18 protein-coding genes are annotated in these 24,174 nt (G+C 73.2%); 9 read left to right on the top strand and 9 right to left on the bottom strand.

Features of this window, described 5'->3' with window-relative positions:
- Position 1 precedes the first annotated feature (1 nt).
- From MTQ01_RS12105 to MTQ01_RS12095, 3 genes are all read left to right on the top strand, one after another.
- A complete protein-coding gene (locus MTQ01_RS12105) occupies positions 2-1,546 on the top strand; it encodes a metallophosphoesterase (protein ID WP_247489538.1) in 1,545 nt (514 codons plus the stop codon).
- A gap of 201 nt (positions 1,547-1,747) precedes the next feature.
- On the top strand, positions 1,748-2,884 hold the full coding sequence (locus tag MTQ01_RS12100) for an ADP-ribosylglycohydrolase family protein (RefSeq protein WP_374207712.1): 1,137 nt from the start codon (positions 1,748-1,750) through the stop codon (positions 2,882-2,884).
- Between the two features lie 292 nt (positions 2,885-3,176).
- Entirely contained in the window at positions 3,177-4,694 is a 1,518-nt protein-coding gene (locus MTQ01_RS12095) for a CehA/McbA family metallohydrolase (protein WP_247489536.1), read from the top strand.
- A gap of 153 nt (positions 4,695-4,847) precedes the next feature.
- On the opposite strand, the gene MTQ01_RS12090 is transcribed toward MTQ01_RS12095, so the two are convergent.
- Positions 4,848-6,206: an MFS transporter gene (locus MTQ01_RS12090; protein WP_247489534.1), complete on the bottom strand. Its 1,359-nt coding sequence runs from the start codon at positions 6,204-6,206 to the stop codon at positions 4,848-4,850.
- Between the two features lie 265 nt (positions 6,207-6,471).
- Here MTQ01_RS12090 and MTQ01_RS12085 point away from each other — a divergent pair, with 265 nt between their 5' ends.
- The 4 genes from MTQ01_RS12085 (at position 6,472) to MTQ01_RS12070 (ending at position 11,359) form a co-directional block, all read left to right on the top strand.
- Positions 6,472-6,705 (top strand): DUF397 domain-containing protein, encoded by a 234-nt coding sequence (locus MTQ01_RS12085; RefSeq protein WP_247489532.1) that lies wholly within the window; start codon positions 6,472-6,474, stop codon positions 6,703-6,705.
- Between the two features lie 520 nt (positions 6,706-7,225).
- Positions 7,226-10,183 carry a BTAD domain-containing putative transcriptional regulator gene (locus MTQ01_RS12080; protein ID WP_247489530.1) on the top strand — a complete coding sequence of 986 codons (2,958 nt, stop codon included), beginning with the start codon at positions 7,226-7,228 and terminating at the stop codon, positions 10,181-10,183.
- 554 nt (positions 10,184-10,737) lie between these two features.
- Positions 10,738-10,887, top strand: a complete 150-nt coding sequence (locus MTQ01_RS12075) for a hypothetical protein (RefSeq protein ID WP_247489527.1) — start codon at positions 10,738-10,740, stop codon at positions 10,885-10,887.
- Positions 10,888-11,119: 232 nt separating this feature from the next.
- Complete coding sequence (locus MTQ01_RS12070) at positions 11,120-11,359, top strand: hypothetical protein (protein WP_247489525.1); 240 nt, start codon at positions 11,120-11,122, stop codon at positions 11,357-11,359.
- A 166-nt stretch (positions 11,360-11,525) separates the two neighbouring features.
- On the opposite strand, the gene MTQ01_RS12065 is transcribed toward MTQ01_RS12070, so the two are convergent.
- The 4 genes from MTQ01_RS12065 to MTQ01_RS12050 all read right to left on the bottom strand — a co-directional run bounded on the left by MTQ01_RS12065 (position 11,526) and on the right by MTQ01_RS12050 (position 16,665).
- Positions 11,526-11,951, bottom strand: a complete 426-nt coding sequence (locus MTQ01_RS12065; protein WP_247489523.1) for a pyridoxamine 5'-phosphate oxidase family protein — start codon at positions 11,949-11,951, stop codon at positions 11,526-11,528.
- Between the two features lie 228 nt (positions 11,952-12,179).
- The gene (locus MTQ01_RS12060) at positions 12,180-12,653 is read right to left on the bottom strand and encodes a hypothetical protein (RefSeq protein WP_247489521.1); all 474 of its coding nucleotides are present in this window, start codon (positions 12,651-12,653) and stop codon (positions 12,180-12,182) included.
- Positions 12,654-12,940: 287 nt separating this feature from the next.
- Positions 12,941-15,388, bottom strand: a complete 2,448-nt coding sequence (locus MTQ01_RS12055) for a serine/threonine-protein kinase (RefSeq protein ID WP_247489519.1) — start codon at positions 15,386-15,388, stop codon at positions 12,941-12,943.
- Positions 15,389-15,759: 371 nt separating this feature from the next.
- Complete coding sequence (locus MTQ01_RS12050; protein WP_374207711.1) at positions 15,760-16,665, bottom strand: VOC family protein; 906 nt, start codon at positions 16,663-16,665, stop codon at positions 15,760-15,762.
- 233 nt (positions 16,666-16,898) lie between these two features.
- Between MTQ01_RS12050 and MTQ01_RS12045 the strand changes: the two genes are divergently transcribed.
- Positions 16,899-17,546, top strand: coding sequence for a TetR family transcriptional regulator (locus MTQ01_RS12045; RefSeq protein WP_247489518.1), 648 nt, complete (start codon positions 16,899-16,901; stop codon positions 17,544-17,546).
- 537 nt (positions 17,547-18,083) lie between these two features.
- Here the strand turns inward: MTQ01_RS12045 and MTQ01_RS12040 are convergent.
- From MTQ01_RS12040 to MTQ01_RS12030, 3 genes are all read right to left on the bottom strand, one after another.
- The gene (locus MTQ01_RS12040; RefSeq protein ID WP_247489515.1) at positions 18,084-19,340 is read right to left on the bottom strand and encodes a S8 family peptidase; all 1,257 of its coding nucleotides are present in this window, start codon (positions 19,338-19,340) and stop codon (positions 18,084-18,086) included.
- 257 nt (positions 19,341-19,597) lie between these two features.
- Entirely contained in the window at positions 19,598-20,605 is a 1,008-nt protein-coding gene (locus MTQ01_RS12035; RefSeq protein ID WP_247489513.1) for a LuxR family transcriptional regulator, read from the bottom strand.
- A 76-nt stretch (positions 20,606-20,681) separates the two neighbouring features.
- A complete protein-coding gene (locus tag MTQ01_RS12030; protein ID WP_247489511.1) occupies positions 20,682-21,347 on the bottom strand; it encodes a GNAT family N-acetyltransferase in 666 nt (221 codons plus the stop codon).
- A 133-nt stretch (positions 21,348-21,480) separates the two neighbouring features.
- Here MTQ01_RS12030 and MTQ01_RS12025 point away from each other — a divergent pair, with 133 nt between their 5' ends.
- A complete protein-coding gene (locus MTQ01_RS12025; RefSeq protein ID WP_247490024.1) occupies positions 21,481-22,632 on the top strand; it encodes an NAD(P)/FAD-dependent oxidoreductase in 1,152 nt (383 codons plus the stop codon).
- A 99-nt stretch (positions 22,633-22,731) separates the two neighbouring features.
- Here MTQ01_RS12025 and MTQ01_RS12020 read toward each other — a convergent pair whose 3' ends face one another.
- Positions 22,732-24,144: an MFS transporter gene (locus tag MTQ01_RS12020; RefSeq protein ID WP_308294389.1), complete on the bottom strand. Its 1,413-nt coding sequence runs from the start codon at positions 24,142-24,144 to the stop codon at positions 22,732-22,734.
- Positions 24,145-24,174 lie beyond the last annotated feature (30 nt).

Below are 24,174 nucleotides of genomic sequence, written 5' to 3'. Positions count from 1 at the left end.
GATGTTCGTAGTGGTCTTTCTGGTGATCACCTGTGTGGTCGTCTCGGCGCACTGGTATCTGTGGCGCCGTCTGGTGCGGGATGTGTCGGCCCCCGGCGGCTGGTGGCGGCGTACGGGCACGGTGCTGGCGTTCGCGATGCCGGCGCTGCTGGTCGCCGCGATGGTCACCACGCGTTCCGACGTGCCGTTCGCGCTTCAGCGGACGCTCGCCTGGCCGGGCTTGATGTGGTTCGCGGTGGTGGTCTATCTGCTGCTGACCCTGCTGGTGCTGGAGGTTGTACGGCCGCTGGTGCTGCGGCTGCTGCGCCGTCGGGACGCCCGTCGTGCGGGCGCCGAGGGCGGTGAGCGGCCGGCCGCCGAGGAGGTGCCCGCCGCCCTGCCGACGACCGGATCCGCGCACTCCGATTCCGGCGCGGACCGGCCCGCCACCTCCGTGGCCGGTCACACCGAGCCCGCCAAGTCCGCCGAGGCGGCACCGCCGGTCGAGGCCGCGCTCGGCCCGGACTCCGAGTCCGCGTGCGGCACCGCCACGGCTGTCGCCGACAAGCCGGTCACCGCGACCGCCGCGCCCCCTGCCGCCGACGCGGGCAGCGCCTCCGACGACCCCGCCCACCCCGACAGCCCCGCCGGGCGCACCGGCTCGCACCTGCTCGGGACGTCCCCGCCGGCACCGGGCACCCCCGCAACGCCGGGCGACGGTGACGGCCCGGCGGACGCCTCCCGCCGCCGTTTCGTCGCGCGCGCCGCGGCGATCACCGCCGGTACGGTCGCCGCGATGACGGTGGGCGCCGGTACGCACTCGGTGCTCGCCGCAGGGCCCAAGGTCAAGCGCGTGGACGTCACCCTGGCGAAGCTCCCGCCGGCCGCCGACGGCTACCGGATCACGCTGATCAGCGACATCCACATGAGCCCGGTGATCGGCCGCGGTGTCACCGAACGCATCGTCGAGCGGGCGAACGCCACCGACCCGGATCTGATCGCCATCGCGGGCGATCTGGTGGATGGGCAGGTGAAGAACCTGCGCGGCGCCGCCCGGCCGCTCGGCCGGCTCAGAGCGCGCGAGGGCGTCTTCTTCGCCACCGGGAACCACGAGTACTACTCCGGGTACGAGGAGTGGAACGCGCATCTCGCCGGAGCTCTCGGCATCCGCGTGCTGCGCAACGAGCGCGAGGAGCTGCGCCACTTCGACATCGTCGGCGTCAACGACCTCGCGGGCGAGGAGCACGGCGACGCCCCGGACCTGCCGAAGGCACTGGCCGGTCGGGACGGGAAGCGCCCGGCGGTGCTGATCGCGCACCAGCCGGCCATGATCGACGAGGCGAAGCAGCACGGCATCGACCTCCAGCTCTCCGGCCACACCCACGGCGGCCAGATGTTCCCGGGCAACCTCCTGGCCGCGCTGGCCAATCCGACCCTGGTCGGGCTGGAGCGGTACGGCGACACCCAGCTGTACGTGACCCGCGGCGCGGGCGCCTGGGGTCCGCCGGTACGGGTCGGGGCCGAGCCGGACATCACGGTGCTGACGCTGCGCGCGGCCCGCTCCTGAGCCGGTCGGCGTGCTCCGGCCGGCAGTCACCCGTGCCGGGCGGGCCGTCACCGGAGCCGGGCCGACCTCCCGCCGCCCGGCTCCCCGCGCCCGCCGCCCGATCCGAACCGGACAGCAAACGGACCCGAAGCGGACCGAAGACTGACTGCTGCACCCCCCGACCGGTCGTCTAGGGTGCTCCATGCCAGCCGGTCATGAGCGATGGGGAGGGCGTCGGTGGCGGCTACCGGTACCAGCATGTGGGGACGTACGGAGCAGCAGGACTTCCGCAGCCGCGTACGGGGCTGCCTGCTGGGCGGGGCGATGGGCGACGCGCTCGGCGCCGGCGTGGAGTTCCACTCGCTGGCCGACATCCGGGAGGCACACGGCCCCGACGGCATCACCGATCTGGTTCCCGCGTACGGGCTGCGGGGCGCGATCACCGACGACACCCAGATGACGCTGTTCACCGTGGACGGTCTGATCCGGGCCCATGTGCGGCGCGACACCGGCGCCTGGCACCCGCCGACCGACGTGCACGCGGCCCATCTGCGCTGGGCCGCCACCCAGCGGGACTGGGGCCCCGACGAGCGGCGGGAGAACGACGGCTGGCTGGCCCGCGAGGAGTGGCTGTACGCGCGGCGCTCGCCCGGCAACGCCTGTCTGAGCGGGCTCGGGGACGTTCGGATGGGCACGCTGGAGCAGCCGAAGAACCCGAACTCCAAGGGCTGCGGCACCGTGATGCGGTCCGCGCCGTTCGGTCTGCTGGTGGGCTGGGAGCCGCAGTTGGTCTTCCAACTCGCCCTGGAGTGCGCGGCCCAGACGCACGGCCATCCGACCGGGGTGCTCTCGGCGGGTGCGTTCGCGGTGATCGTGCACGCGCTGGCGCGCGGCGACACTCTGGACGCGGGCGTCCAACAGGCCCTGGCGCAGCTGGTGAACAGGCCCGACCACCAGGAGACCACCGACGCCCTCAAGCGGGCGCTCGGCGCGGTGCGGCAGGGGATGCCGTCGCCGGAGCGCGTCGAGTCGCTCGGAGAGGGCTGGACGGCGGAGGAGGCTCTGGCGATCGGGGTGTACTGCGCGCTGGTCGCCGAGGACGTGCGCCACGGGCTGCTGCTGGCGGTCAACCACGGCGGAGACTCCGACTCCACCGGCTCGATCTGCGGGAATCTGCTGGGAGTTCAGCACGGCGAGACGGCCCTGCCCCCGAACTGGGTGACCGAGTTGGAGGGCCGCGCGACGATGCTGGAGCTGGCCGACGACTTCGCCATGGAGATGACGCAGGGCCCCGCCCTGCACTCCCCCGCCGCGCCCAGCGCCTCCACCGGCTGGCTGCGCCGCTACCCGCGCGGCTGACCACCGACCCCGCAGCCCCGGTCCACTCCGGGCCGGTCGCCCCAGGCTCCGCAGTCGCGCCCGCCCCCACCGCCGCGCACCGCACCAACCGGCCCGCGCCAACCGGCACGCCTCCGGCCCGCACCGCACCAACCGACCCGCGCCGCACCGGCACCTGCTCCGCCGTGCACCGCACCGGCACGCCTCCGACCGCCGGCCCTTCTGCCGATGTTCACGCGCGCGGGGTTACCTCCGCGGGCCACCGCCCGTACAACGGTCTCTCCAGGTCCTCGACCCCAGGGAGCCGGCAGCGATGCACAGACGCGACATGCTCAGGTCCACGGTCGGCATGGCGGGCGCGGTCACGCTCGCCCCGATGGACTTCGCCCGCGCGGCGGACGGCGGCACGCGGGACGGCTCCTCCGCGACGCCGCTCTCCCGCACCATCACGGGCGAACTGCCCACCGGCGCGCCGGACTTCGTCTACGTCCCGGTCGAAGTGCCGCGCGGTGTGCGGGAGATCGCCGTCTCCTACAGCTACGACAAGCCGGAGGTGCCCGAGGGCACCCCGGGCAACGCCCTGGACATCGGCGTCTTCGATCCGCGCGGTACGGACCCGCGCGGCGGTGCTCCCCGCGCGGAGGGTTTCCGCGGCTGGTCGGGCGGCTTCCGCACCGAGTTCGCGATCAGCGCGGAGCGGGCGACGCCGGGCTATCTGCCCGGTCCGGTCGCTCCCGGCACCTGGCACGTCGTGCTCGGCCCGTACACGGTCGCGCCGCAGGGCATGCGGTACGAGCTGACCGTCACCCTCACGACCGGCAGGCCGGGACGCATGCCGAAACCGGTCCACCCCGCCGAGCGCGCCCGGGGCCGCGGGCGCGCCTGGTACCGCGGCGACTGCCATCTGCACACCGTGCACTCGGACGGCCGACGCACCCCGGCGGAGGTGGCAACTGCCGCACGTACGGCGGGACTTGATTTCATCGTGAGCACCGAGCACAACACCACCTCGGGGCACGCCGCCTGGGAGGGGCTGTTCGGCGACGATCTGCTGGTGCTCTGCGGCGAGGAGGTCACCACCCGCAACGGCCACTACCTGGCCCTCGGCACCGACCCCGGCACCTTCGTCGACTGGCGCTACCGTGCTCGGGACGACGCGTACGAGCGCTGGGTGCGCCGCATCCACCGCGCCGGCGGTCTGGTCGTGCCGGCGCACCCCAACTGCCCCTACGTCGGCTGCCAGTGGAAGTTCGGCTACGAGGGCGCGGACGCGGTCGAGCTGTGGAACGGTCCGTGGACCCCGGACGACGAACTGGCGCTCGCGGCCTGGGACAACATGCTGGTGGAGCGCGGCAGCGACTGGCTGCCCGCGCTCGGTTGCAGCGACGCGCACAGCGAGGGGCAGGACGTGGGCCTGCCGCAGACGGTGGTGCACGCCGACGACCTCACCCGCGGGGACGTGCTCGCGGGCATCAGGGCGGGACGCAGCTACCTCACCGAGTCCTCCCGGATCTCCGTGGAGCTCACCGCCTCCGACGAACGCGGCGGACACGCGACGATCGGCGGACGGCTGCGCACCTCGCCGACCGCGGACGTCACCGTACGGCTCTCGGTCGACGGGGCACCCGAGGGAGCGGTCGCCCGACTCCTCACCGACCAGGGCGAGTTGCTGTCCGGACCGGCAGCGAACGGACTGGAGTGGCGCACCACCGCCTCACTGGCCTCGTACGTACGCGCCGAGGTGCGGCACCCGGGCGGTGACGGCCGGCTCCCGGGCGCCATGGCCGCGATGACCAACCCGATCCGGCTGGAGGCCGCCCCGCCGCGATGAGCTTCTCCGCACCGCCCCGCGCCCGGCCCGCCCAACGGCCCCGGGCGCGGCCCGCAACCGGGCCCGGCCCAAGGCCGCCGCGAACCGGCCCCGAACGCGGGCCGCATGCCGCCCGGCCGCGTGCCGCCCCGCCGCGGGCCACCGGGGCGGGCGTCACTGCGCCGGCGGAAGCCGGTAGCGCCGCAGGGGACGGTTGACCGCGGCGATCGCGGAGACCACCGCGGCGGCCAGCAGACCGCCGGAGGCGAGGGCGAACGACGCGGAGGTGAGGGAGGCGACCAACCCGCCCCGGAAGTTGCCGAGTTCGGGCCCCGCGGCGCCGATGACGAGTTCGACCGAGGAGACCCGGCCGCGGAAGCGGTCCGGTGTCTCCATCTGCACGAGCGCCGCGCGCGTGACCACCGAGACGGTGTCGGCCGCGCCCGCGACCACCAGGGCGCCGAGCACAAGCCAGAGCGGTTCGGCCAGTCCGAAGGTGGCGAGCGCCAGACTCCACACCAGCGCTGCCGCCAACTGGAGCCGTCCCGCGCTGCGCACCCGCGTATAGGTGCCCGAGAGCAGGCCGGCGCAGATCCCGCCGACCGCGATCGAGGAGAGGAAGAGCCCCAGGGTGCGCGGATCGCCGTCGAACCGGGCCTCGTTGACCAGTGGGAACAGCGAGATCGGCATGGCCAGCAGCGTCGCGGCCAGATCGGTGGCGAACGAGCCCCAGAGAGTGGGCCGTTGGGTGATGATCCGCCAGCCGCCCCGAGGCGGCCGCCAGGACTTCCGCGCGGGGGCGCCGAGCGCCGATCCGCCCGGCTCCGGCCCACTCGGCTCCGGGCCGTACGGCCCCGGCCCACTCGGCTCCGGGGCCGGCGCGCTCTCCCCCGGCCGCTGTTCGGCGCTCCCGGCGTCCGCCGCCGGCAGCCGGGGCATCGGCGGGAGCCGGAGCACCGCCAGCAGCGAGACCGCCACCGCGACCGTCTGGACGAGGTACGCGGCGGCCGTCCCCGAGCGCGCGATCAGAAACCCGGCCGCCGCCGGGCCGAGGAGCATCGCCGCCTGGGAGGCGAAATTCTGGAGTGCGAGGCCGGCGGCCAGTTCGTTGCCCGGGAGGAGCCGTACCGGGAGGGTTCTGCGGGCCGCGGAGCCCAGACCGATGCACGCCGCCGAGAGGGAGACCAGACCGAGCAGCACCAGTACCCGGCCGTTGCCGGCCAGCGCCTGCACGGTGAACCCGATCGCGGCCAGCAACTGCGCGGAGGTGGCCAGCGCGACCAGTGTCCGGCGGTCCATCGCGTCCGCGAGCGCGCCGCCGAACAGACCGAAGACAGTCATCGGCAGCGCGCCGGCGAGGCCGATCACCCCCGTCCACAGCGGACTTCCGGTGATGTTCCAGACCTGGAGCAGTACCGCCACGTTGGCGAGGTGACCGCCGAACAGGCCGAGCGAGGTGCCGATCCACAACTCCCTGAACCGCTTGCTGGAACGCAGCGGCCGCACGTCCGTGAACAGCGCTGTTCGGCTCACCGCCCGGCCCTCGGCACGGAGCCCGCGCGGCCGGTGGAGCAGCGCCGGAAGGGAAGGTGTCGTACGCAACTGCTACCGCTCACGGACGGGAACGGTACTCGCGCGGACCTGATGGGCGTAGTGATTTTCCGCTCCCCCGCTACAGCCGGGCCCCTCACGACGATAGGCTCGACAGCCGGACCGTTTGCAGCAGTTGACGGGGGTCATCAGCTGGACGGGGTGCACCGCAGCACCTCGGCGAGCTTGCACGAGAGGACTTGGCGCCATGGGTACCCAGCAGGAGAAGGACGAGCTGTACGCCCTCGACATCTCCGGTGTGGAGTGGCAGCACGCTCCGGGAGCACCCGAGGAGGAGCGCGTGGAGATCGCCCAACTCCCCGGCGGAGGCATGGCGATGAGGAACTCGGCCGATCCCGACACGGTCCTTCGCTACACCGCCGCCGAGTGGGAGGCCTTCGTACTGGGCGCCAGGGACGGCGAGTTCGACCTGGAGCGCTGAACCCCGCCGTTCCGGGGCCCGACAGCCGCGCCCGCACCGTCGGGCGCACGGCCGGTGGGGCCCGTACGACCGTGTTCGGCACACCGACCGGCGGCACCGTCGTCCGTACCGCCACGACCCGGCACCAACCGGCACGACCCGCAGCGACCACAGCCACCGAACCGGTTCCGAACCGCTCGGTGTCCGGCCGCGGGGGCGACGCCGAGCCGGACCGCCCCGCGGCCCGGAAGCGCGTCGCACAGGCGGGGCGCGCACCCTCGGCACCACAGGTCCGTCTGTCCGACGACGGGGCACCCGCTCGCACCCGCACACGGTCGCCGGGCCCCCAACAGCGTTCAGCGCAAAGGCAATTGACTCAACGTCAGACCTTTTCAGCAGAGTGTCACCAACACCCCTGTCGCTCCGCTCCCTTGGCCGAAGCCGACGCTTTCGGAGGCCGACGGGCGGCTGCCGCAACGGGAGTTGAGAAGGCACACTGATGGGTCGGGCACCGAGATTCAGGTGAGAGTAGGGAGCACTCATGGTCGCCGACCCTGGTACGGGGCTGCGCTTCGCGGTGCTTGGGCCCGTCAGGGCCTGGCGGGACGGCACACAGCTCAGCACCGGTTCACCACAGCAACGTGCCCTGCTCGCGGCGATCCTGCTGCGCGGCGGGCACACCGCCACCGCCCCCGAGCTGGTCGACGCGATCTGGGGCGAGGAGCCGCCGCAGCAGGCGCTCGCGGCGCTGCGGACGTACGCCTCCCGGCTGCGCAAGGTGCTGGGGAGCCGGACGCTGCTCAGCGAGTCCGGCGGTTACGCCATCCAGACCTCGGCTCCCCGTGTCTCGCTCGACCTCGACCAGGCATCCCGACTCGCCTCGCTCGCCGAGAAGTTCGCGGCGGAGGGCGACCTCTGCAAGGCCAGGGAGCACTACGTCGAGGCGCTCGCGCTGTGGGACGGCGAACCGCTGTCGCATCTGCCGGGCCCGTACGCCGAGACCCAGCGGGTGCGGCTCGCGGAGTGGCGCCTCTCGCTGCTCGAGCACCGCTTCGACCTCGACCTCCAGGTCGGCTGCCACGCCGAGGCGGTCTCCGAGCTGACCGCGGTCAGCGCCGCGCATCCGCTGCGGGAGCGGCTGCGCGAACTGCTGATGCTCGCGCTCTACCGCAGTGGCCGCCAGGCGGAGGCGCTCGCGGTCTACGACGACACCCGGGCGCTGCTGGCCGAGGAGCTGGGCATCGACCCGTGCGCCGAGCTGTCCGAGCTGCACCAGCGCATCCTGCGCGCGGACGAGGGCCTCGCCCTCGCGTCCTCGGGCGCCCGCGGCTCCGCCGGTGACTGGGTCACGCCGCACCAACTCCCGGCCAGTGTCACCGACTTCACCGGCCGCTCGTCCTTCGTCAAGGAGCTGCGCGACGAGTTGGCGAACGCCGACGGTGCGGTGATGGCCGTCTCCGCGGTCGCCGGCATCGGCGGAGTCGGCAAGACGACCCTCGCCATCCACGTCGCCCACGCCGCCAAGGACCGGTTCCCCGACGGGCAGTTGTACGCGGACCTCCAGGGTGCGAGCGCCAGCCCCACCGAACCGAGGGCGGTGCTCGCCTCCTTCCTGCGGGCGTTCGGCATCGCCGACAGCGCGATCCCGGAGAGCCTGGAGGAGCGCGCGGCGCTCTACCGGAGCCTGCTGTCCGGCCGCCGGGTGCTCACCGTCCTGGACAACGCCCGGGACGCCGCGCAGATCCGCCAGCTGCTGCCGGGCAACGAGGGCTGCGCGGCGCTGATCACCAGCCGCACCCGGATGGTCGACCTGGCGGGCGCCTACCTGGTCGACCTGGATGTGATGAGCCCCGACGAGGCGATGTCGCTCTTCACCAAGATCGTGGGCGAGGAACGGGTGCGCGCGGAGCGGGAGTCCGCGATGGACGTCGTGGCCGCCTGCGGCTTCCTCCCGCTCGCCATCCGCATCGCCGCCGCCCGGCTCGCCGCCCGCCGCACCTGGACCGTCTCGGTGCTGGCCAGCAAACTCGCCGACGAGCGGCGCAGGCTCGACGTGCTCCAGGCCGGCGACCAGGCCGTGCGCGCCACCTTCGAGCTGGGCTACGGCCAGCTCGACACCGAACAGGCCCGGGCCTTCCGGCTGTTGGGGCTGGCCGACGGATCGGACATCTCGCTGCACGCGGCTGCCGCTGCGCTCGACCGCGATCCGGAGGAGGCCGAGGAGCTGCTGGAGTCGCTGGTCGACACCAGCCTCCTGGAGTCGGCCGCACCCGGCCGCTACCGCTTCCACGACCTGCTCCGCCTCTTCGCGCGCGACCGCGCCCGTCGCACGGAGCAGGACGGTTCGCAGCGGCCCGACGCCGGTGCGGACGGAACCGCCGCGGTCTCCGAGGGCGATCTGGCCCACGCCCGTCTGCTGGACTTCTACCTCGCCACCGGCAAACGAGCCTTCGCACTCGACCGACCCGCCGAGCGCGCCGCACAGCACCTGCTGGAGGCAAACCACCCGGGGCTGGACTTCGAGCACCGCGAGGAGGCCCTCGACTGGCTCTTCACCGAAGCGAGTTGCCTGCTGGCCTGCGTCCGGCAGAGCGCCTGCACACCCGCCCTGCTGCGCCCCGCCGTCGACCTGCTCTTCGCCACGATCGACCTCTCGGACTCCGGTGTGCACTCCCAGAGCTACGAGCAGGCCGCCACCGCCGTACGGGACGCCGCCGACGCCGCCGGGGACGCGCTGGTCGGCGCACGGGCCCGCGTCACACTGACCCACAGCCACGCGGACTCCGGCCGGTTCGAGCAGGCCGACGAGGAGGCCACGCACGCGATGCTGCTGGCGCTGTCGGCGGAGGACCCGCTCTCCACCTCCTACCTGCCGAACGAGCGCGGCATCATCGCGACCTACCTCGGCGACTACGAGCGCGCCGAGCCGTTCATCCTCCAGGCCATCGAGGCGTTCCGGGACGACCGGAACACCTCCAGCGAGGCGAGCGCCATCTGCAACCTCTCGCGCATCCACATGGCGCTGGGCCGGCACGAGAGCGCGATCAGGCTCGCGCGGGAAGGCGTCTCCTTCTACCAGCGGATCGGCCTCACCCTCCGACTGGCCAACGCCCGTTACACACTCGGTTGCGCACTGACGAGGGCGGGCCGGCCCGAGGAAGCACTCGTGGAGCTCCAGCGCGCGCTGGAGGTCTTCCAGGACAGCCGCCAGGACCGCTGGGTGGGTGTGACGCACTTCCGCTTCGCCGAGGCGCACCTCGCGCTCGGGGACGCGGGCACCGCCGCCACCCACGCCGAACGCGCCATCACCCTGCGCGCCATCGGCGGCGAATGGCGCCGCGGCACCGTCCTCATCGTCCTCGGCAAGGCACTGGCCGAACTCGGCCAGCACGGCAGGGCACAGGCCTGCTGGCTCGACGCCCAGCAGGTCCTGGAGACGCGGAACTCCCCGGAGCGGCACGAGGTGCGGGAGCTCCTGGCCGCCACCGCACACCGCTGACCCGCCCCGCCCCGCGGGCGGGCGGGCGGCGCATGGGCACGGCCCAGCAGGCCCCGAGCAGGCAGGCGTACGGCGCGGCGCGCAGTACGTCGAGGCGAGCGAAACGGCGAGGCGGCCGTACGGCGGACAGGCGGCCCGGGCAGGCCGTCGTGCGACCGGCAGCGCCGACGCGGGGTGCCGACGGGGCCGGTGCCGCCCGCTCCCGGCTGACGGTGCGTCCGCTCCGGAGCCGTCCTCGCCCGCGGCCCCGACTCGCCCCAACTCCCGTTCCGCACAACGGCGAACGGGTGCGTACACGTCTCAGGGCTGTCCTGGTCTCGTATCGAACCCTGCTCCGCTGTGGCGCCGCCCCGGCGGGCGATGGCACGTTCATCAAACGTTTATTGGCGATTGCCATGCTGTGGCACGTTGGTTCGTCGCATCGGGGGGAGCGGCGAGCCACGGGGGAGGCGCACCTCATACGGTGAGCCGCCAGAAAGGCCAGTCCAGCGCTCGGGGGAGTCACGGGGAGACGCGCCGGGGCTCATCGTGCACAACACATGAGGAGAGAAGTCATGAGCAGGGACACCAGGAAGAACCAGACGAACAAGGCCCAGCCCAAGACCGACGACGCGGTCGAGGAAAACAAGACCAACACCTCCACCGGACACGGCGACGTCTCCGTCGCCGGCGACCACCAGGGTTCGAGCGAGCCCGCGAGGTGACGAGACGTCCGCTCGGGTGGCAGGCCCACCGGAGCGGACGGACCGGCCAGGGCCGGTGGTGGTGGCGTGGAGGGGGCGCCACCACCACCGGCCCCATCCGTTCGTGGGGCCGCTGCCGCACATCACGCCCCGAAGTCGTCGCGATCCGGCCATCGTTGACGGAACGCGGCGACCGGAGCCGGCTTCCGGGTAGTAACCACTGACCCGTCCCACTCGTCCAAGGAGAAGATCCGTGCCACGAAACCGACGCGCTCTCGCCGTCTGCACCCTCGCCGTGGGCAGCCTCACCCTGACCGCCGCCCCGGTTCTGACCGAGCACCGCACCGAGACCGTCGACGCCGCCGACTACCAGGGCAGCGGCGACTACCAGGGCAGTGGCTCCGACGACTACCAGGGCTCCTCCGGCGACTACCAGGGCAGTAGCGACTACCAGGGCAGCCTGGTCGTCGTGCAGGACTACCAGGGCAGCTGACGCTCCTCGCACGGACTTCGTGCGCGCCGCCGGGGGTCGGGCCCGTGCTCGGCCCCCGGCGGCCCGCACTCCGCCTCGCGGCCGACTCGCCCGCACGCCCCGACTCGCCCGCGCGGCAGCAGCCTTCAGCCCGCGGACACCGCACCGCGGCGGATGCGCGGCCCGGTCAGAAGGACCCCATGTCCGAGGAGAGCCAGCGCTGCGGCCTCATGGAGATGTACTGAAGCTCGCCGAACATCTCCTCGGTCATGGCCAGGTACTGCTCGCCCGCCTCTCCCGGCAGGAAGCGCCGCACCATCCGCCGGTGCTCCTCGTCCGTGGCGGGACGCTGCTCGACCACCGGGCCCTCCACCGACACATAGCGCACCGTCGGCGCCGTACGCTCCGCGAGCATGGTGAACCGGCCCGCGTCCGCGATGAGTCGGGCCTTTCTGGAGTCCGCCTCGGTGACCACCCACACCTCGCCGCCGGGCTCGTAGGCGTACCAGATGGGCACCACCAGAGGCCCGCGCTCCGCACCGGCCGCCACACCGAGCGACCCGACCTGCGCCTCGGCCAGAAACTCCTCGCGCTCTTCGCGGGACAACGCCATGGCTCTCGCTCCTCAACTCCGGGACCGTCGACACTGGTTCCAGCGTAGGAACCACCACTGACAATTCCCGGGAGCCCGCGCGCAGCGCCCTCTCGCACCCGACCGCCCGGAGGCATCCTCCCGTGCCGCGACCGGCCCCGCGACCGGCCCCGCAGAACCGGACGGCGCCCGCACGCGATCTGTGTACGGGCGCCGACTCTGCTGCGCGAGAAGGAAGTTGACCCCTCCTCAGCGCACCGGGTCCAGACGGCATTCGGTGACCTGGTCCAGCATCGTGGTGTCGCGGGCCGGCACCTTCACGGACCGGGTCTCGCTGCCTTCCAGGCTGACGTACTGCTCGCCGCTGGTGACCACGTCACCGGTGGAGTTCAGGAAGGTGACCTTCAGCGTGTAGCTCCTGGAGAAGCCCGAGGGAGCGGTGATCCGGACGGTCGCGGCGTTGCCCGACTGGCCGATGCACTCCGTGATGCTCGTGGTCGGGCGGGGCTTGGAGCCACCGGTCCCGCCGACCGAGGTGGTGCTGCTGCCGCCGTCGGTACCGCTGCTGGTGCTGCTGCTGTTGCTGCTGCCGCCGTCCTTGCCGCAGCCACCTCCGTCGCCGCCGTCGCCACCGCCGCCGCTCCGCTTGGCCGGTGTGAAACCACTCAGCACGAGTACGACCAGCCCGACGACCGCGGCCAGCTTGAGCTGACTACGCCTCATGGAAATCCTCCGCGAAAATTGACACGTCCACAGCAAAAATCGGCTGCTTGCGGAGCTGGAGACGCGGACACCGATCGGGCCGGTTCCGGCCGAACACGGCGACTTGGGCCGATGTTCCGGCAACTGCGGGGCAACCGCAAAGAGCTGCATTCCCGCAGGTCAACACATGGCAAAGGGATTCCCAAGTCGCCGTCGCCCGACCGGACTTGGCCACACCCGACGGGCAGCGACCGGCCCTCCCCGGCTCACCCGCCGGGCCGGGGAACGGCCGTCACGCTGTCGAACCGTCAGCTCTGGCCGGTGCCCTTGGCGGCGTCCAGCGCGTACACGCAGCGGTCCCTGCTGCACGCGTACAGCACTCCCCCGGCCACGAGCGGGGTGCCGGTGATCTCGCCGCCGGTCTCCAGCTTCCAGCGCAGGGTGCCGGCCACCGCGTCGAGCGTGTAGAGGCAGTTGTCGCCCGATCCGAAGTGCACCCGGCCCTGTGTCGCCACCGGCCGGCCGACGATCTCGCTGCCCGCGCTGAAGCGGTAGCGGGCCGAGCCGGGCACGGCGTCGATGGTGTAGAGCGCGTTCCCGCTGGCGACGTGCACCAGGCCGTCCGCGACCACCACAGGCTCCGTGGAGGAGCGCGCCTCGGTGGGCACCCGCCAGCGGTCGTGGCCGTTGACGGGGTCGAGGGCGTACACCGTGCCGAGGTAGTCCACGACATAGACGCCGCCGCCGGACACCGCGGCGCCGGGCGCCAGCTCCGGAGGGCTGAGGAACGCCGCGGGCGCGTCGAACCTCCACCGCTCGGCGCCCGAGGCTCCGTCCAGGCAGAGCACTCGCGAGCCGGCGCAGACATAGACGGTGCCGTCCTCGGCCGGCACCAGCCGGACCGGGGCGCCGCCGGTGGCCGAGCTGTCGCCGACCGGGTAGCGCCAGCGCTCGGCGCCTGTACGGGCCTCCAGCGCGTACAGCTGGCCGTCGGCGCAGACGTAGGCGACGCCGCCGCGCACCAGCGGACCGGCGTCGGGCGTCTCGAAGTCCGTCTGGGCGCCCGCGATCGTCCACAGCAGCTCGCCGGTCGCCGACTCCCACGCCTGGACGCCGCCGCCCCGCGTACCGGTCAGGACGGTGCCCATGTCGACGTGGAGGGAGTACACCCAGCCGTCGACGGCGACCTTCCAGCGCTCGCTGCCGTCCTTGGCGTTGAGCGCGAAGAGGCTCGGGCCGTCCGAGGCGTGCACCCGGCCGCCGGAGACCGCCATGGACCAGGCGACCTCGTTGGTCTTGAACCGCCGCTTGCCGGTGGCGACGTCCAGCGCGTGCACCTCGAAGGAGGTGACGTACAGCAGGTCCTCCACCACGACCGGCGTGCCCCAGAGGTCGTTGGACATCCGGAACCGCCAGGGCCGCCAGCGCGCGGGCGCCCCGGCGCCGCCCACCGGGTCGCCCGGAACCGGGGCCGGCTGGGTGGCGGGCGCGCCGACGGGCTGCTGCGGCGCGGCCTGCACCTGCGGCGGCTGGACCGGGCCGCTGGTGGAACCGGCCAGTGCCCCCGACTCCGGAGCTCTGAGCCAGCTCGACACCACGGGCTGCGCCGGACGGCCCTCGGCCCGGCGCGGGCCGGGACCGATCGGCACCGGGGCGCCGGGCAGCTGCACCCGGTCGTCCCCCGGCGGCAGCGGCGGCGCGGCGGCCGGCCCGCCGGCGTACGGCGCAGGCCCGCCCGAGGCGATCGGAGCGTCAACGGGCGGTGCCTGCGGGGGTCTTGGCGGAGTGCGCGGTGCCTGCGGCGGGCTCTGCGGCTCGGGCTCGGCCGGCCGCTGCACCGGGCCGCGCGGTATCCGCCCGCGACCGCCCCGCTTGCGCTCGATCAGCTCCACCGCCCCGGCGGGCAGCCACGCCGAGGCGGTGCCGCTGTCGTCGCCGCCGGAGGAGAAGAGGTGCGGAGCGAGCTGTGACTGGAGATCGGCCGGGCTCGGCCGCATCTCCACCTCGGGCGCCATGCAGCTCTCGATGAGTGGCAGCAGCTCGTCGGGCAGCCCGTCCAGATCGGGCCGCTCCCGCAGCAGCATGAAGACCGTCTCGACCGGATTGGCGCCGTGGTACGGAGCGTGGCCGGTGGCGGCGAAGACCAGCGTCGAGCCGAGCGAGAAGACGTCGCTGGCGCCGGTCACGCTGCGGGAGTCCCGCGCCTGCTCCGGCGACATGTACGCGGGCGTGCCGACGGCGACGTTGGTCATGGTCAGCCGGGTGTTGGAGACGCCGGAGGCGATGCCGAAGTCGATGACCCGCGGGCCGTCCTCGACCACCAGCACGTTGGACGGCTTGAGGTCGCGGTGCACCAGCCCGGCGCCGTGGATGGAGTGCAGCGCCTCGGCGATGCCGGCGGCCAGCCACCGCACGGCCTGGGCCGGCATCGGCCCGCACTCGTGGATGATCTCCTCCAGCGAGGGGGCGGGCACGTACGCCGTCGCCAGCCACGGCACCGCGGCTCTGGGGTCGGCGTCCACCACGGCGGCGGTGTAGAAGCCGCTGACCGCGCGCGCCGCCTCGACCTCCCTGGTGAAACGCACCCGGAAGAGCTGGTCCTCGGCGAGCTCGGTCCTGACGGTCTTGATCGCGACCCGGCGCCCCGAGGCGGACCTGGCGAGGTAGACCAGACCCATACCGCCGGCACCCAGGCGTCCGAGCACCTCAAAGGGCCCGATACGCCGCGGGTCGTGCTGCGTCAGCTGGTCCACCACTGTCCTTCCACCTCCCCGAAGGGGCGTCTCGCGGGCGCCGCCTCGGGCGCGGTTGTCTGTGCTCCGGCGGCCGGGGACGGCGCGAACCGTCCCGGCTGAGGTGATTCTTCCTGTCGGCACTGACAACCGCGAACCGGGGTGTGGTTAGTCCCCCGGCTCCATGATCCATCCGATCCGCGCCGAGCCGCGACCGTGCTGGTCGCGGCTGCGGGCGCAGCCGGTCTCGCTGACAGCGATGGCACTGTGTCTCCCCCGTCTACCCCTCGTCCGGCCCGGCCGATACCGGTGGGACGAACTTCCGCGCCCCGGACCGGTCCCTCCTCGGCCCCGGGCCGGGCTCACCCCATGCTGCGGCACCAACGCCCCGGGCGTCAGCTCTCCGGGCCGCTCGGGGCCGGATCCAGTACCGCGAACGTCGCTCCCTGGTCGTCGGCGATCACAGCAAAGCGCCCGTACTGGCTGTTTTCCACCGGGAAGACCGCGCGGCCACCCAACTCCTGTGCGAGCAGCACGGTTTGCTCGCAGTCCTCGACCATGAAGTACGTCAGGAAGTGCGGAGGCATCTCCTCGACGAAGGCGTCGGTGATCATGCAGCGGCCTCCGACGGCGTTCGTCTCGTCGGGCGGCTCACCCTCGGGCGCCCAGAGCAGGAAGTCGAAACCCTCCTCGCTGATGTCGGCCGTCCCGTAGCCGAACACCTCCCGGTAGAAGGCGTCCACGCGGTGCTTCTCCCGCACGTACACCTCGGTCCAGACGTAGGCGCCGGGGCGCCTGGACACCTCGAAGCCGCCGAAGCCCAGCGACTGCCAGAAGCCGAACACGGCACCTCCGGGGTCGGCTGCGATGCCGAGGACCCCGGCGGGTGCGCTGCCGACCTCCAACGGCTCGGTGATCACCACCCCGCCGGCCGCACGAACGCGCTCGGCGGTCTCCGCCGCGTCGGGGGCGGCCAGGTACTGGGTCCAGGAGGTCGGCATCCGGCCGTCGGTCTTCTGCCCGAGCGCCGCCGCGAACCTGCCGTCGAGCAGCGCCGGGGCGTAGCTGTCGGCCCCCTCCGCCTCCTCGTCGAAGGTCCAGCCGAAGAGGGCGCCGTAGAAGCGCTTGCCCGCGGCCAGGTCGGGCAGCATCACATCCGCCCAGCAGGGAACGCCCACGACGGTCTCGGCCATCATCGGCCCCTTTCCTCGGCTTTCCTCGGCTCGTCCGCTCGCCTGCTCCGTGCCCGCGCCGGCACCGCTGCGCGCCCGTGCGTGCGCGCTTCCGCGGATTGTGAGCATTGGTGACAGTTTGACAGCGTTCGCCCGAGTCGCCATTCCGGGCAGTAACGGACCGTCCGTGAGCGGATACGGAGAATTCGCCGGGCGGTCGAACCGGGCGCAGCAAGAGGAACGCGACGGCAAAAGGAATGGTTTGCGCCAGAGCTGCGACCGCGGAGCACCCCCATATCCTGCGGAAACCCATTTGCCTGCGGCCGAATCGCGCCAACTACCGCCATCGGTAAGCTGACGGCATGACAGGACAGGTACGCACGGTTGACGGCCGAGTAGCCGGACGGCGTGGTCAGGCCACACGTCAAAAGCTCCTCGACTGCCTCAGCGAGATGCTCAGCTCGTCCCCCTACCGAGACGTCAAGGTCATCGACGTCGCACGGAAGGCCGGGACTTCGCCCGCGACGTTCTACCAGTACTTCCCCGACGTGGAGGGCGCGGTACTGGAGATCGCCGAGACCACCGCAAAGGAAGCCACCTCGCTCACCGGGCTTGCCGCCGGCCGCAGTTGGGCCGGAAAGGCCGCCAGGGAGTCGGCAGAGGAACTGGTCGACGGATTCCTCGCCTTCTGGCGCAGACACGACGCGATCCTGCGAGTGATCGACCTCGGCGCGGCCGAGGGCGACAAGCGCTTCTACAAGATCCGGATGAAGCTGCTGACCCCGGTCACCGGCTCACTGCGCGAGGCGATCGAGGAACTCCAGGAGAAGGGGCGGGTCGACGACAGCGTGAACGCCGGAGCGATCGCCGGCTCACTGGTCACGATGCTCGCCTCGGTCGCCGGCCATCAGAAGGGCTTCCAGACCTGGGGCGTCAAGCAGGCCGAGCTGAAGCCGAATCTGGCGCTGCTCGTCCACCTCGGCGTCACCGGGCGCAAGCCCACGAAGTAACGAACGGCGCCGGCACCGGAGTTGGGCGGATCGTTTCGTCAGGGTGGTGCCACGGGCCGGCCCTGTCCTCGGCCCGGCCGGCACATCCGCCCCCGCACCGTCGTTCCGCGCCGGTCGCCGCCCCAACGACACTCGCCCCGAGCCGGCACCGAACCCGCCGCACGGGCCGATCCCGACGCCCACGGGCCGCCGGACACCGCGCAGAGCGCGGCTGCTCCCGGCGGCCCGGCGTCGTGCGCCGAGCGCCCGACTTCCGCAGCACACCGCGCGGTTGGCGGCAGCACGCACACGGGAGAGGCCCACGGCGCCTGCGGAGGAGCGTTGCGGCGGGCGGCGAGTGCCGGAGAGCGCGTACGGCGGGGTGCGTACGACGCGGGCCCGGGAGCGCGGCTCTGGGAGCGCGTACGGCGCGGGCTCGTACGGCACGGGCGGCGCTCGTGCCGGGGCCGAGCAGGGCGCCCGTGGCGCACGAGCAGGGCGCGCCCGTCCGGCCCGTGGGCCTGGACGTGACGCGCCCGTACCTGCGCGGGGCGTCGCTCAGAAGCGGTTGTAGAGCAGCCTGTTGGGCGATCCGCTGCCCGGCTGCTTCACCTTGTCCTTGCTGACGGCGGCGAGCAGCGCCTCGGTCACCTCGGCGGGGGTGGCCTCGGGGTTGGCCGAGACGTAGAGCGCGGTCACCCCGGTGACGTGCGGAGCGGCCATGGAGGTGCCGTTCATCGTGGCGTTCGCGGTGTCCGAGGAGTGACCCGCGGACTGGACGCCGCTGCCGGGCGCGAAGAGGTCGACGCAGTCGCCGTAGTTGGAGAACTCGCTGCGCTCGTCGTCCTTGGTGGTCGAGGCGACCGTGATCACGCTGGGCTCGCGGGCGGGCGACTGCTCGCACGCCTCGGTGCTCTTGTTGCCCGCCGAGACCGTCACGGTCACACCGGACTCGACGAGCTTGCGGACCGCCTCGTCCTTGGCGTCGGTGGGGCTGCCGCCGATGCTGACGTTCGCCACCGCGGGCGCCTTGGCGTTCTTGGCGACCCAGTCGTAGCCGGCCAGGATGCCGTCCGTGGCACCGGAGTTCTCGCAGTTGAGCACCTTGACGCCGACGAGCTTGACCTTCTTGGCGACGCCGTAGGTCTTGCCGCCGACGGTGCCCGCGACATGGGTGCCGTGGCCGTGGCAGTCGGAGGCCTGCGTGTTGCCGTCCACGAAGTTGTAGCCGTAGCTGGCGCGGCCCTCGAACTCGTCGTGGCTGATGCGGATGCCCGAGTCGATGACGTACGCGGTGACGTCGGAGGCGTCGCCGTCGGCCTCGTAGGCGCCGTCGAGCGGGAGGTCGCGCTGGTCGATCCGGTCCAGACCCCAGACTGGCGCCGCGGTCGCGGAGGGGGTGTCGTCGCCGCGCTCGACCCGGTTGGGCTCCACGTACGCCACCGAGGGGTCGGCGGCCAGCTCGGTCGCGTCCTCCTCGGACAGCTTCACGGAGAAGCCCTCGAGCGCCGCGGAGTAGGTGTGTGCCGCCGATGCGTCGTACGGGCCGAGGAGTTCCTTCGCCTCGGCCCGTACGACGGCTGCCCGGCTCTCGGCCCTGGCGGCGGGCCGAGCGGAACGGGCGGCAGAGCCCGGGTCCTTGAGGACCACTATGTACTCACCCTCGATGACCTCACCGCGGTCGGCTCCACGTATCTCCGCGGACGGGGCCGGGTCCGAGTCCGCGGCGCCTGCGACGCCGAGGGTCGTTCCCAGTACCGCGACGACCGCGGCACCCGCGCCCAGTACGAGTCGTATCGGACCTGGTCGCTTCATGGATGCCTTCCCGGAGGTTATGAAGGGCGTGGGGGGTGGCTCGCAGCCGGTTCTAGCGGAAGGCCCGTGCCGGATGAGGCACACCTGTGCCAGCGACACCAAGGTGCCCGTGTGCCGGACGTCTCCGTTCTCACTGCCGCAACACCGGTGTTACACAGGGCGGTTCGCCCGCTTTCGTCCCAGTGATCGCCGTCACGGTTCCGCACGGGCGCGAACGGGGCCGACACGGGCAGCGTTCGGGCGCGCCGGACAGGCGGTCAGAGCCACCCGCGACGCTGGGCCTGCAGCGCCAGCTGGAACCGCGAGGCGGCCCCCGCCTGCGCCATCAGAAGCTCCATCCGGCGGAAGAACGTGCGGCGGCTGACGCCGAGTTCGCGGATGATCTGGCTGTCCGGGACTCCCGCGACGAGCATCGCCAGGATCCGCCGCTCGGTCGGTCCGGGACGGGCGCCGGGAGCGGTGGTCGCCACGACACCGGTCGCCTGGATCGGCAGCGCGCGCTCCCAGCACGCCTCGAAGAGGGCGCGCAGCGCGGTCAGCAGACCGCTGGGGCGCACCACCAGCAGGCTGCCGCTGATGTCGACGTCCGCGAGGGACAGCCCGAGGAAGCCGATCCGGTCGTCGATGATGGTGAGTTTGACCGGCAGTTCGGGAAGCACTCTGGCCTGCTCGCCGGCGTCGATGCACGGCTGGATGTTGGTGGTGAGATGGCCGGGGTGGGCCAGGGAGGCGCGGGCGTAGACGGCGCGGTGGGCGATGCCGCGGCGCAGCATCGCGATCTCGGTGTCGGCTCCCCGGGCGCTGTCCCAGAAGTAGGGGGGCGTGTCGAAGCGCAGCACCTCGCTTCGGGCTCCCGCGGTGGCCTCGCCGAGGCGCTTCTCGATGTCGGCACCGGTGACCTCCTCGGCCACCACTCCCCCGCCGGGGGCGGGCACCCGGCGCCGCCAGCTCTCGTACGCGCCGGCGACCGCGGCGCTCGCCTCCTCCAGCCGCAGCGCGGCACGGCGGGTGAGCAGGTCGAGGGCGGCTCCCGGCGGCACGGGCAGCAGGGGCTGGTGCGGCCCGTCGGGGTTGTCCACCGCCAGGCCGAGCTCGATCAGGCGGTCGACGACCGGGGCGTCGGCCTCACCGAGGTTCAGCGGGGCGCCGGAGAGCAGCCGCCGGTAGAGGCCCACGGCGTCCGGGTCGACCCCCAGCGCGAGCAGATGGCCCGCGAGCTCGGCGGTCGACCGGTCCTCGGCGGAGTTGTGCACGACTTGCCCCATGGCATGGCACTTTAGTGCCGCTGTCCGCTCGGTGTCACCGCCCGGTTCGCGGCCGATGCGGCGAACGGGACGCAGGTCACAGCGGCACGGCCGCGCAGCCGCCCGGCGGTGCGTCGGTGGCGAGACGACCGTGCTGGTGGACATCGTGCCGGGTCGTCCCGTCGGTGGCGACCATCGCCTCGCGCGAGAGACCCTCACCGGCGAAACCGGCGCGCAGAGCCACTCGGCAGGAAGCCCCGTTGGCCGCCGCGTGCCCCAACTCGATGCGGTGCAGGCCCAGTTCGGCGAAGGCCCAGTCGGCGACCCGGCACAGCGCACCGGTCGCCACACCCCGGCCGCGGGCCTCCGGCAGGAGCCAGTACGCGATCCAGGCGGTGCGCGCGGTGCGGTTGATCGGCCCCAGAGAGATGCCGCCGAGCACACTTCCGGGCCCGACCGCGGGCGGCTCGGCGACGGAGGCGGGCGGCTCGGCGACGGACGGTTCCGAGGTGCCCGTGGCGGGCGGCTCGGTGACGGCCCAGTACACATGGGTGTGCTCCCGCCGGCCCCGTGCCGCCAGATCGAGGAAGCGCTGCACCCCCCGCTCGTCGGGCGTCGGCGCGGACGCGGTGTTCCAGCGCCGGTAGAGGGGATCGGCGAACGCACGGAGCAGCGCGGCACGTTCGTCGGGGTCGTCGCGCCAGGGCCTCAACCGCCAGTGCCCAGCGGTGAGTTCACGCGGTTCGGGAAGTTCGCGCAGCATGTTCCGAGTGAAACAGCGCAGGGCGCTGCGGGCGAACGAATTGTGCGCGGCGTGCGCCGGGCGGAGGGCGGACGACGGGAGCGCGGGCGGCCGAAGACGCCGTACACCGCAAAGCTAAGCTCACGCCATGCCCATGACCGACCAGGACCGTCCCGTCCACATCATCGGCGCCGGCCCCGCCGGACTGGCGACCGCCGCGGCGCTGCAACGGCGCGGCGTGCGCGTGCTCGTACTGGACCGGGGCGAATCCGTCGGCGGCTCCTGGCGGGGACAGTACGACCGGCTGCGCCTGGACACCCCCAGGCGCGGCTCCGCGCTCCCCGGCCTCGCGATACCCCGGTCCGCCGGACGCTGGGTCGCCCGCGCGGACATGGTCCGCTACCTGGAGCGCTACGCCGAGGAACACGACCTGGAGATCGCCGCCGGAGTGGAGGTCAACAGCGTCGAGCGCGCCCCCGACGAGGGTTGGCTGCTGCACGCCAACGGCGGCCGTCAACTCGCCGCCCCCGCCGTCGTCGTCGCCACCGGGCTGTGTGGCGTCCCCCGGGTGCCCGACTGGCCGGGCCGCGACAGCTACACCGGCGAGCTGCTGCACTCCGCGCACTACCGCAGTCCACGCCCGTACGAGGGCAAGGACGTGCTGGTGGTCGGCGCGGGGGCCTCCGGGGCGGAGACCGCCGTCGACCTGCACCGCGGCGGTGCCGCGCGGGTCCGGCTGGCGGTGCGCACCCCTCCGCACATCCTGCGCCGCAGCACCCTGGGCTGGTCCGCGCAGCGCACCGGTGTACTGGTCGGCCGGCTGCCGGCACGGTTGGGCGACGCATTGGGCGCGGGAGTGGCCCGCGTCACGGTGCCCGACCTCGGCGCCCGGGGTCTGCCGCGGCCGGAGGCCGGTCTGGTCACCCGCGCCCGGCAGGGCTCGCAGCCGATTCGCGACAGCGGCCTGGTGCGCGCGATACGCCGCGGCGAGGTCGAGCCCGTCGCCGCGCTGGAGTCCCTCGACGGCGACCGGGTACGGCTGGCGGACGGGACGGAGCTGACGCCCGACGCGGTGATAGCCGCCACCGGTTACACCCACGGTCTCGCCGAACTCCTCGGCGACGAGACGGCGTTGGACGCGGACGGCGGCCCCGCGGTCGGTGGCGGTGCGCTCCGCGCCGCCCGTTCGGTCACCTCCGCGAAGTTTCCCGGCCTCTACTTCGCCGGCTATCGCCACCCGGTATCCGGCGCCCTCCGCGAGATCGGCAGGGACGCGGACCGGATAGCCCGCGCCCTGTCCCACTGACCACCGCCACGGACCGGCACCGGCACCCGCAACGGGCCGGTTCGACGATCGCCGCGACCTCGCCCGGCCTCAACGCGCCGAGTCTCGACGCGCCCGGGCTCAACGCGCCCGGTCGGCAACGGAGTTCGCCTCCCGCCCGCTCCCCCGGCCCGACTCCGGCCCCACCGGACCCGCGCTCACGGAGCCGGGCCCGGGCCCGGTCGCAGTCGCGGTCGCGGGGAGCGCGGGAGGCGAGGGGCGGCTCAGCACCAGGGACATGAGAGCCGCAGCGGCGCACAGCGCGCCGGAGGCGACCCAGACCGGGTCGTAGGAACCGAACACATCGCGGGCGACACCGCCGGCAAAGGCGACCAGCCCCGCGCCGATCTGGTGCGAGGCGAGCACCCAGCCGAAGACGATCGCGGCGTCCTCGCCGTAGAACTCCCGGCACAGGGCGATCGTCGGCGGCACCGTCGCGACCCAGTCGAGCCCGTAGAACACGATGAAGAAGACCATCGGCAGCTGCACCTGCGGCGCGAGCAGGAGTGGCAGCAGGACGAGCGAGACCCCGCGCAGCGCGTAGTAGACGGCGAGGAGTCGACGGGCGTCGAAACGGTCGGTGAGCCAGCCGGAGGCGACGGTGCCCACCACGTCGAAGACCCCGATGAGGGCGAGCAGCGAGGCGGCGGCGGTGACCGGCATGCCGTGGTCGTGCGCGAAGGGGATGAAGTGGGTGCGGATCAGGCCGTTCGTCGAGGCGCCGCAGATCGCGAACGTACCGGCGAGCAGCCAGAACGGGCCGGTGCGCGCCGCCCTGCCCAGCACCCGCAGCGCGCGGTCCGCGGCGCCCGGCACCGGCGCCGGCCTCGGCGTGAACTCGTGGGCGCCGTACGGGCGCGCGCCGACATCGGCGGGGTGGTCGCGGAGCAGCAGCAGTACGAGCGGGAGGACCACCAGGGCCGCGAGCGCGACGGTCACCGTCGCGGGCCGCCACCCCAGCTCCGTCACCAGCCAGGACAGCAGCGGCAGGAACACCAGCTGGCCGGAGGCCCCGGCGGCGGTGAGCAGTCCGGTCACCAGCCCCCGGCGCGCGACGAACCAGCGGTTGACGACCGTCGCGGCGAAGGCGAGCGCCAGCGAGCCGCTGCCGAGTCCGACCAGGACGCCCCAGTAGAGCATCAGCTGCCACGCCTGGGTCATGACCGTGGTGAGGCCGGCGCCGAGAGCGATCAGCGCGAGCGCACAGGCGGCGACGCGGCGGATGCCGAAGCGGTCCATCAGGGCTGCGGCGAAGGGGGCGGTCAGCCCGTAGAGGGCCATGTTGACGGTGACGGCGAAGCTGATCGTGCCGCGCGACCAGCCGAATTCGTTGTGCAGCGGATCGATCAACAGGCCCGGCAGCGAGGCGAATCCGGCCGCGCCGATGATCGTCAGGAAGGCCACCGCCGCCACCCACCACGCTCGGTGCACACGCGGGGCCCGTGGGACGGAAGGGGACGGGGACTGCTCTGCGTTCCGGGTCACGTCGTTCATCGTCGTGAGTTCGGCGCCGACGGACGAGTG

Source organism: Streptomyces sp. XM4193 (assembly GCF_023072595.1).
Taxonomy (GTDB): domain Bacteria; phylum Actinomycetota; class Actinomycetes; order Streptomycetales; family Streptomycetaceae; genus Streptomyces.
The sequence above is the reverse complement of the archived record's forward strand: the minus strand, read 5'-3'. Positions and strand labels throughout refer to the sequence as shown.

Coding starts and splice junctions, on each gene's coding strand:
- MTQ01_RS12105 (WP_247489538.1), top strand. CDS start 2: ATGTTCGTAGTGGTCTTTCTGGTGATCACCTGTGTGGTCGTCTCGGCG.
- MTQ01_RS12100 (WP_374207712.1), top strand. CDS start 1,748: ATGGGGAGGGCGTCGGTGGCGGCTACCGGTACCAGCATGTGGGGACGT.
- MTQ01_RS12095 (WP_247489536.1), top strand. CDS start 3,177: ATGCACAGACGCGACATGCTCAGGTCCACGGTCGGCATGGCGGGCGCG.
- MTQ01_RS12085 (WP_247489532.1), top strand. CDS start 6,472: ATGGGTACCCAGCAGGAGAAGGACGAGCTGTACGCCCTCGACATCTCC.
- MTQ01_RS12080 (WP_247489530.1), top strand. CDS start 7,226: ATGGTCGCCGACCCTGGTACGGGGCTGCGCTTCGCGGTGCTTGGGCCC.
- MTQ01_RS12075 (WP_247489527.1), top strand. CDS start 10,738: ATGAGCAGGGACACCAGGAAGAACCAGACGAACAAGGCCCAGCCCAAG.
- MTQ01_RS12065 (WP_247489523.1), bottom strand. CDS start 11,951: ATGGCGTTGTCCCGCGAAGAGCGCGAGGAGTTTCTGGCCGAGGCGCAG.
- MTQ01_RS12060 (WP_247489521.1), bottom strand. CDS start 12,653: ATGAGGCGTAGTCAGCTCAAGCTGGCCGCGGTCGTCGGGCTGGTCGTA.
- MTQ01_RS12050 (WP_374207711.1), bottom strand. CDS start 16,665: ATGCTCACAATCCGCGGAAGCGCGCACGCACGGGCGCGCAGCGGTGCC.
- MTQ01_RS12045 (WP_247489518.1), top strand. CDS start 16,899: ATGACAGGACAGGTACGCACGGTTGACGGCCGAGTAGCCGGACGGCGT.
- MTQ01_RS12040 (WP_247489515.1), bottom strand. CDS start 19,340: ATGAAGCGACCAGGTCCGATACGACTCGTACTGGGCGCGGGTGCCGCG.
- MTQ01_RS12035 (WP_247489513.1), bottom strand. CDS start 20,605: ATGGGGCAAGTCGTGCACAACTCCGCCGAGGACCGGTCGACCGCCGAG.
- MTQ01_RS12030 (WP_247489511.1), bottom strand. CDS start 21,347: ATGCTGCGCGAACTTCCCGAACCGCGTGAACTCACCGCTGGGCACTGG.
- MTQ01_RS12025 (WP_247490024.1), top strand. CDS start 21,481: ATGACCGACCAGGACCGTCCCGTCCACATCATCGGCGCCGGCCCCGCC.
- MTQ01_RS12020 (WP_308294389.1), bottom strand. CDS start 24,144: ATGAACGACGTGACCCGGAACGCAGAGCAGTCCCCGTCCCCTTCCGTC.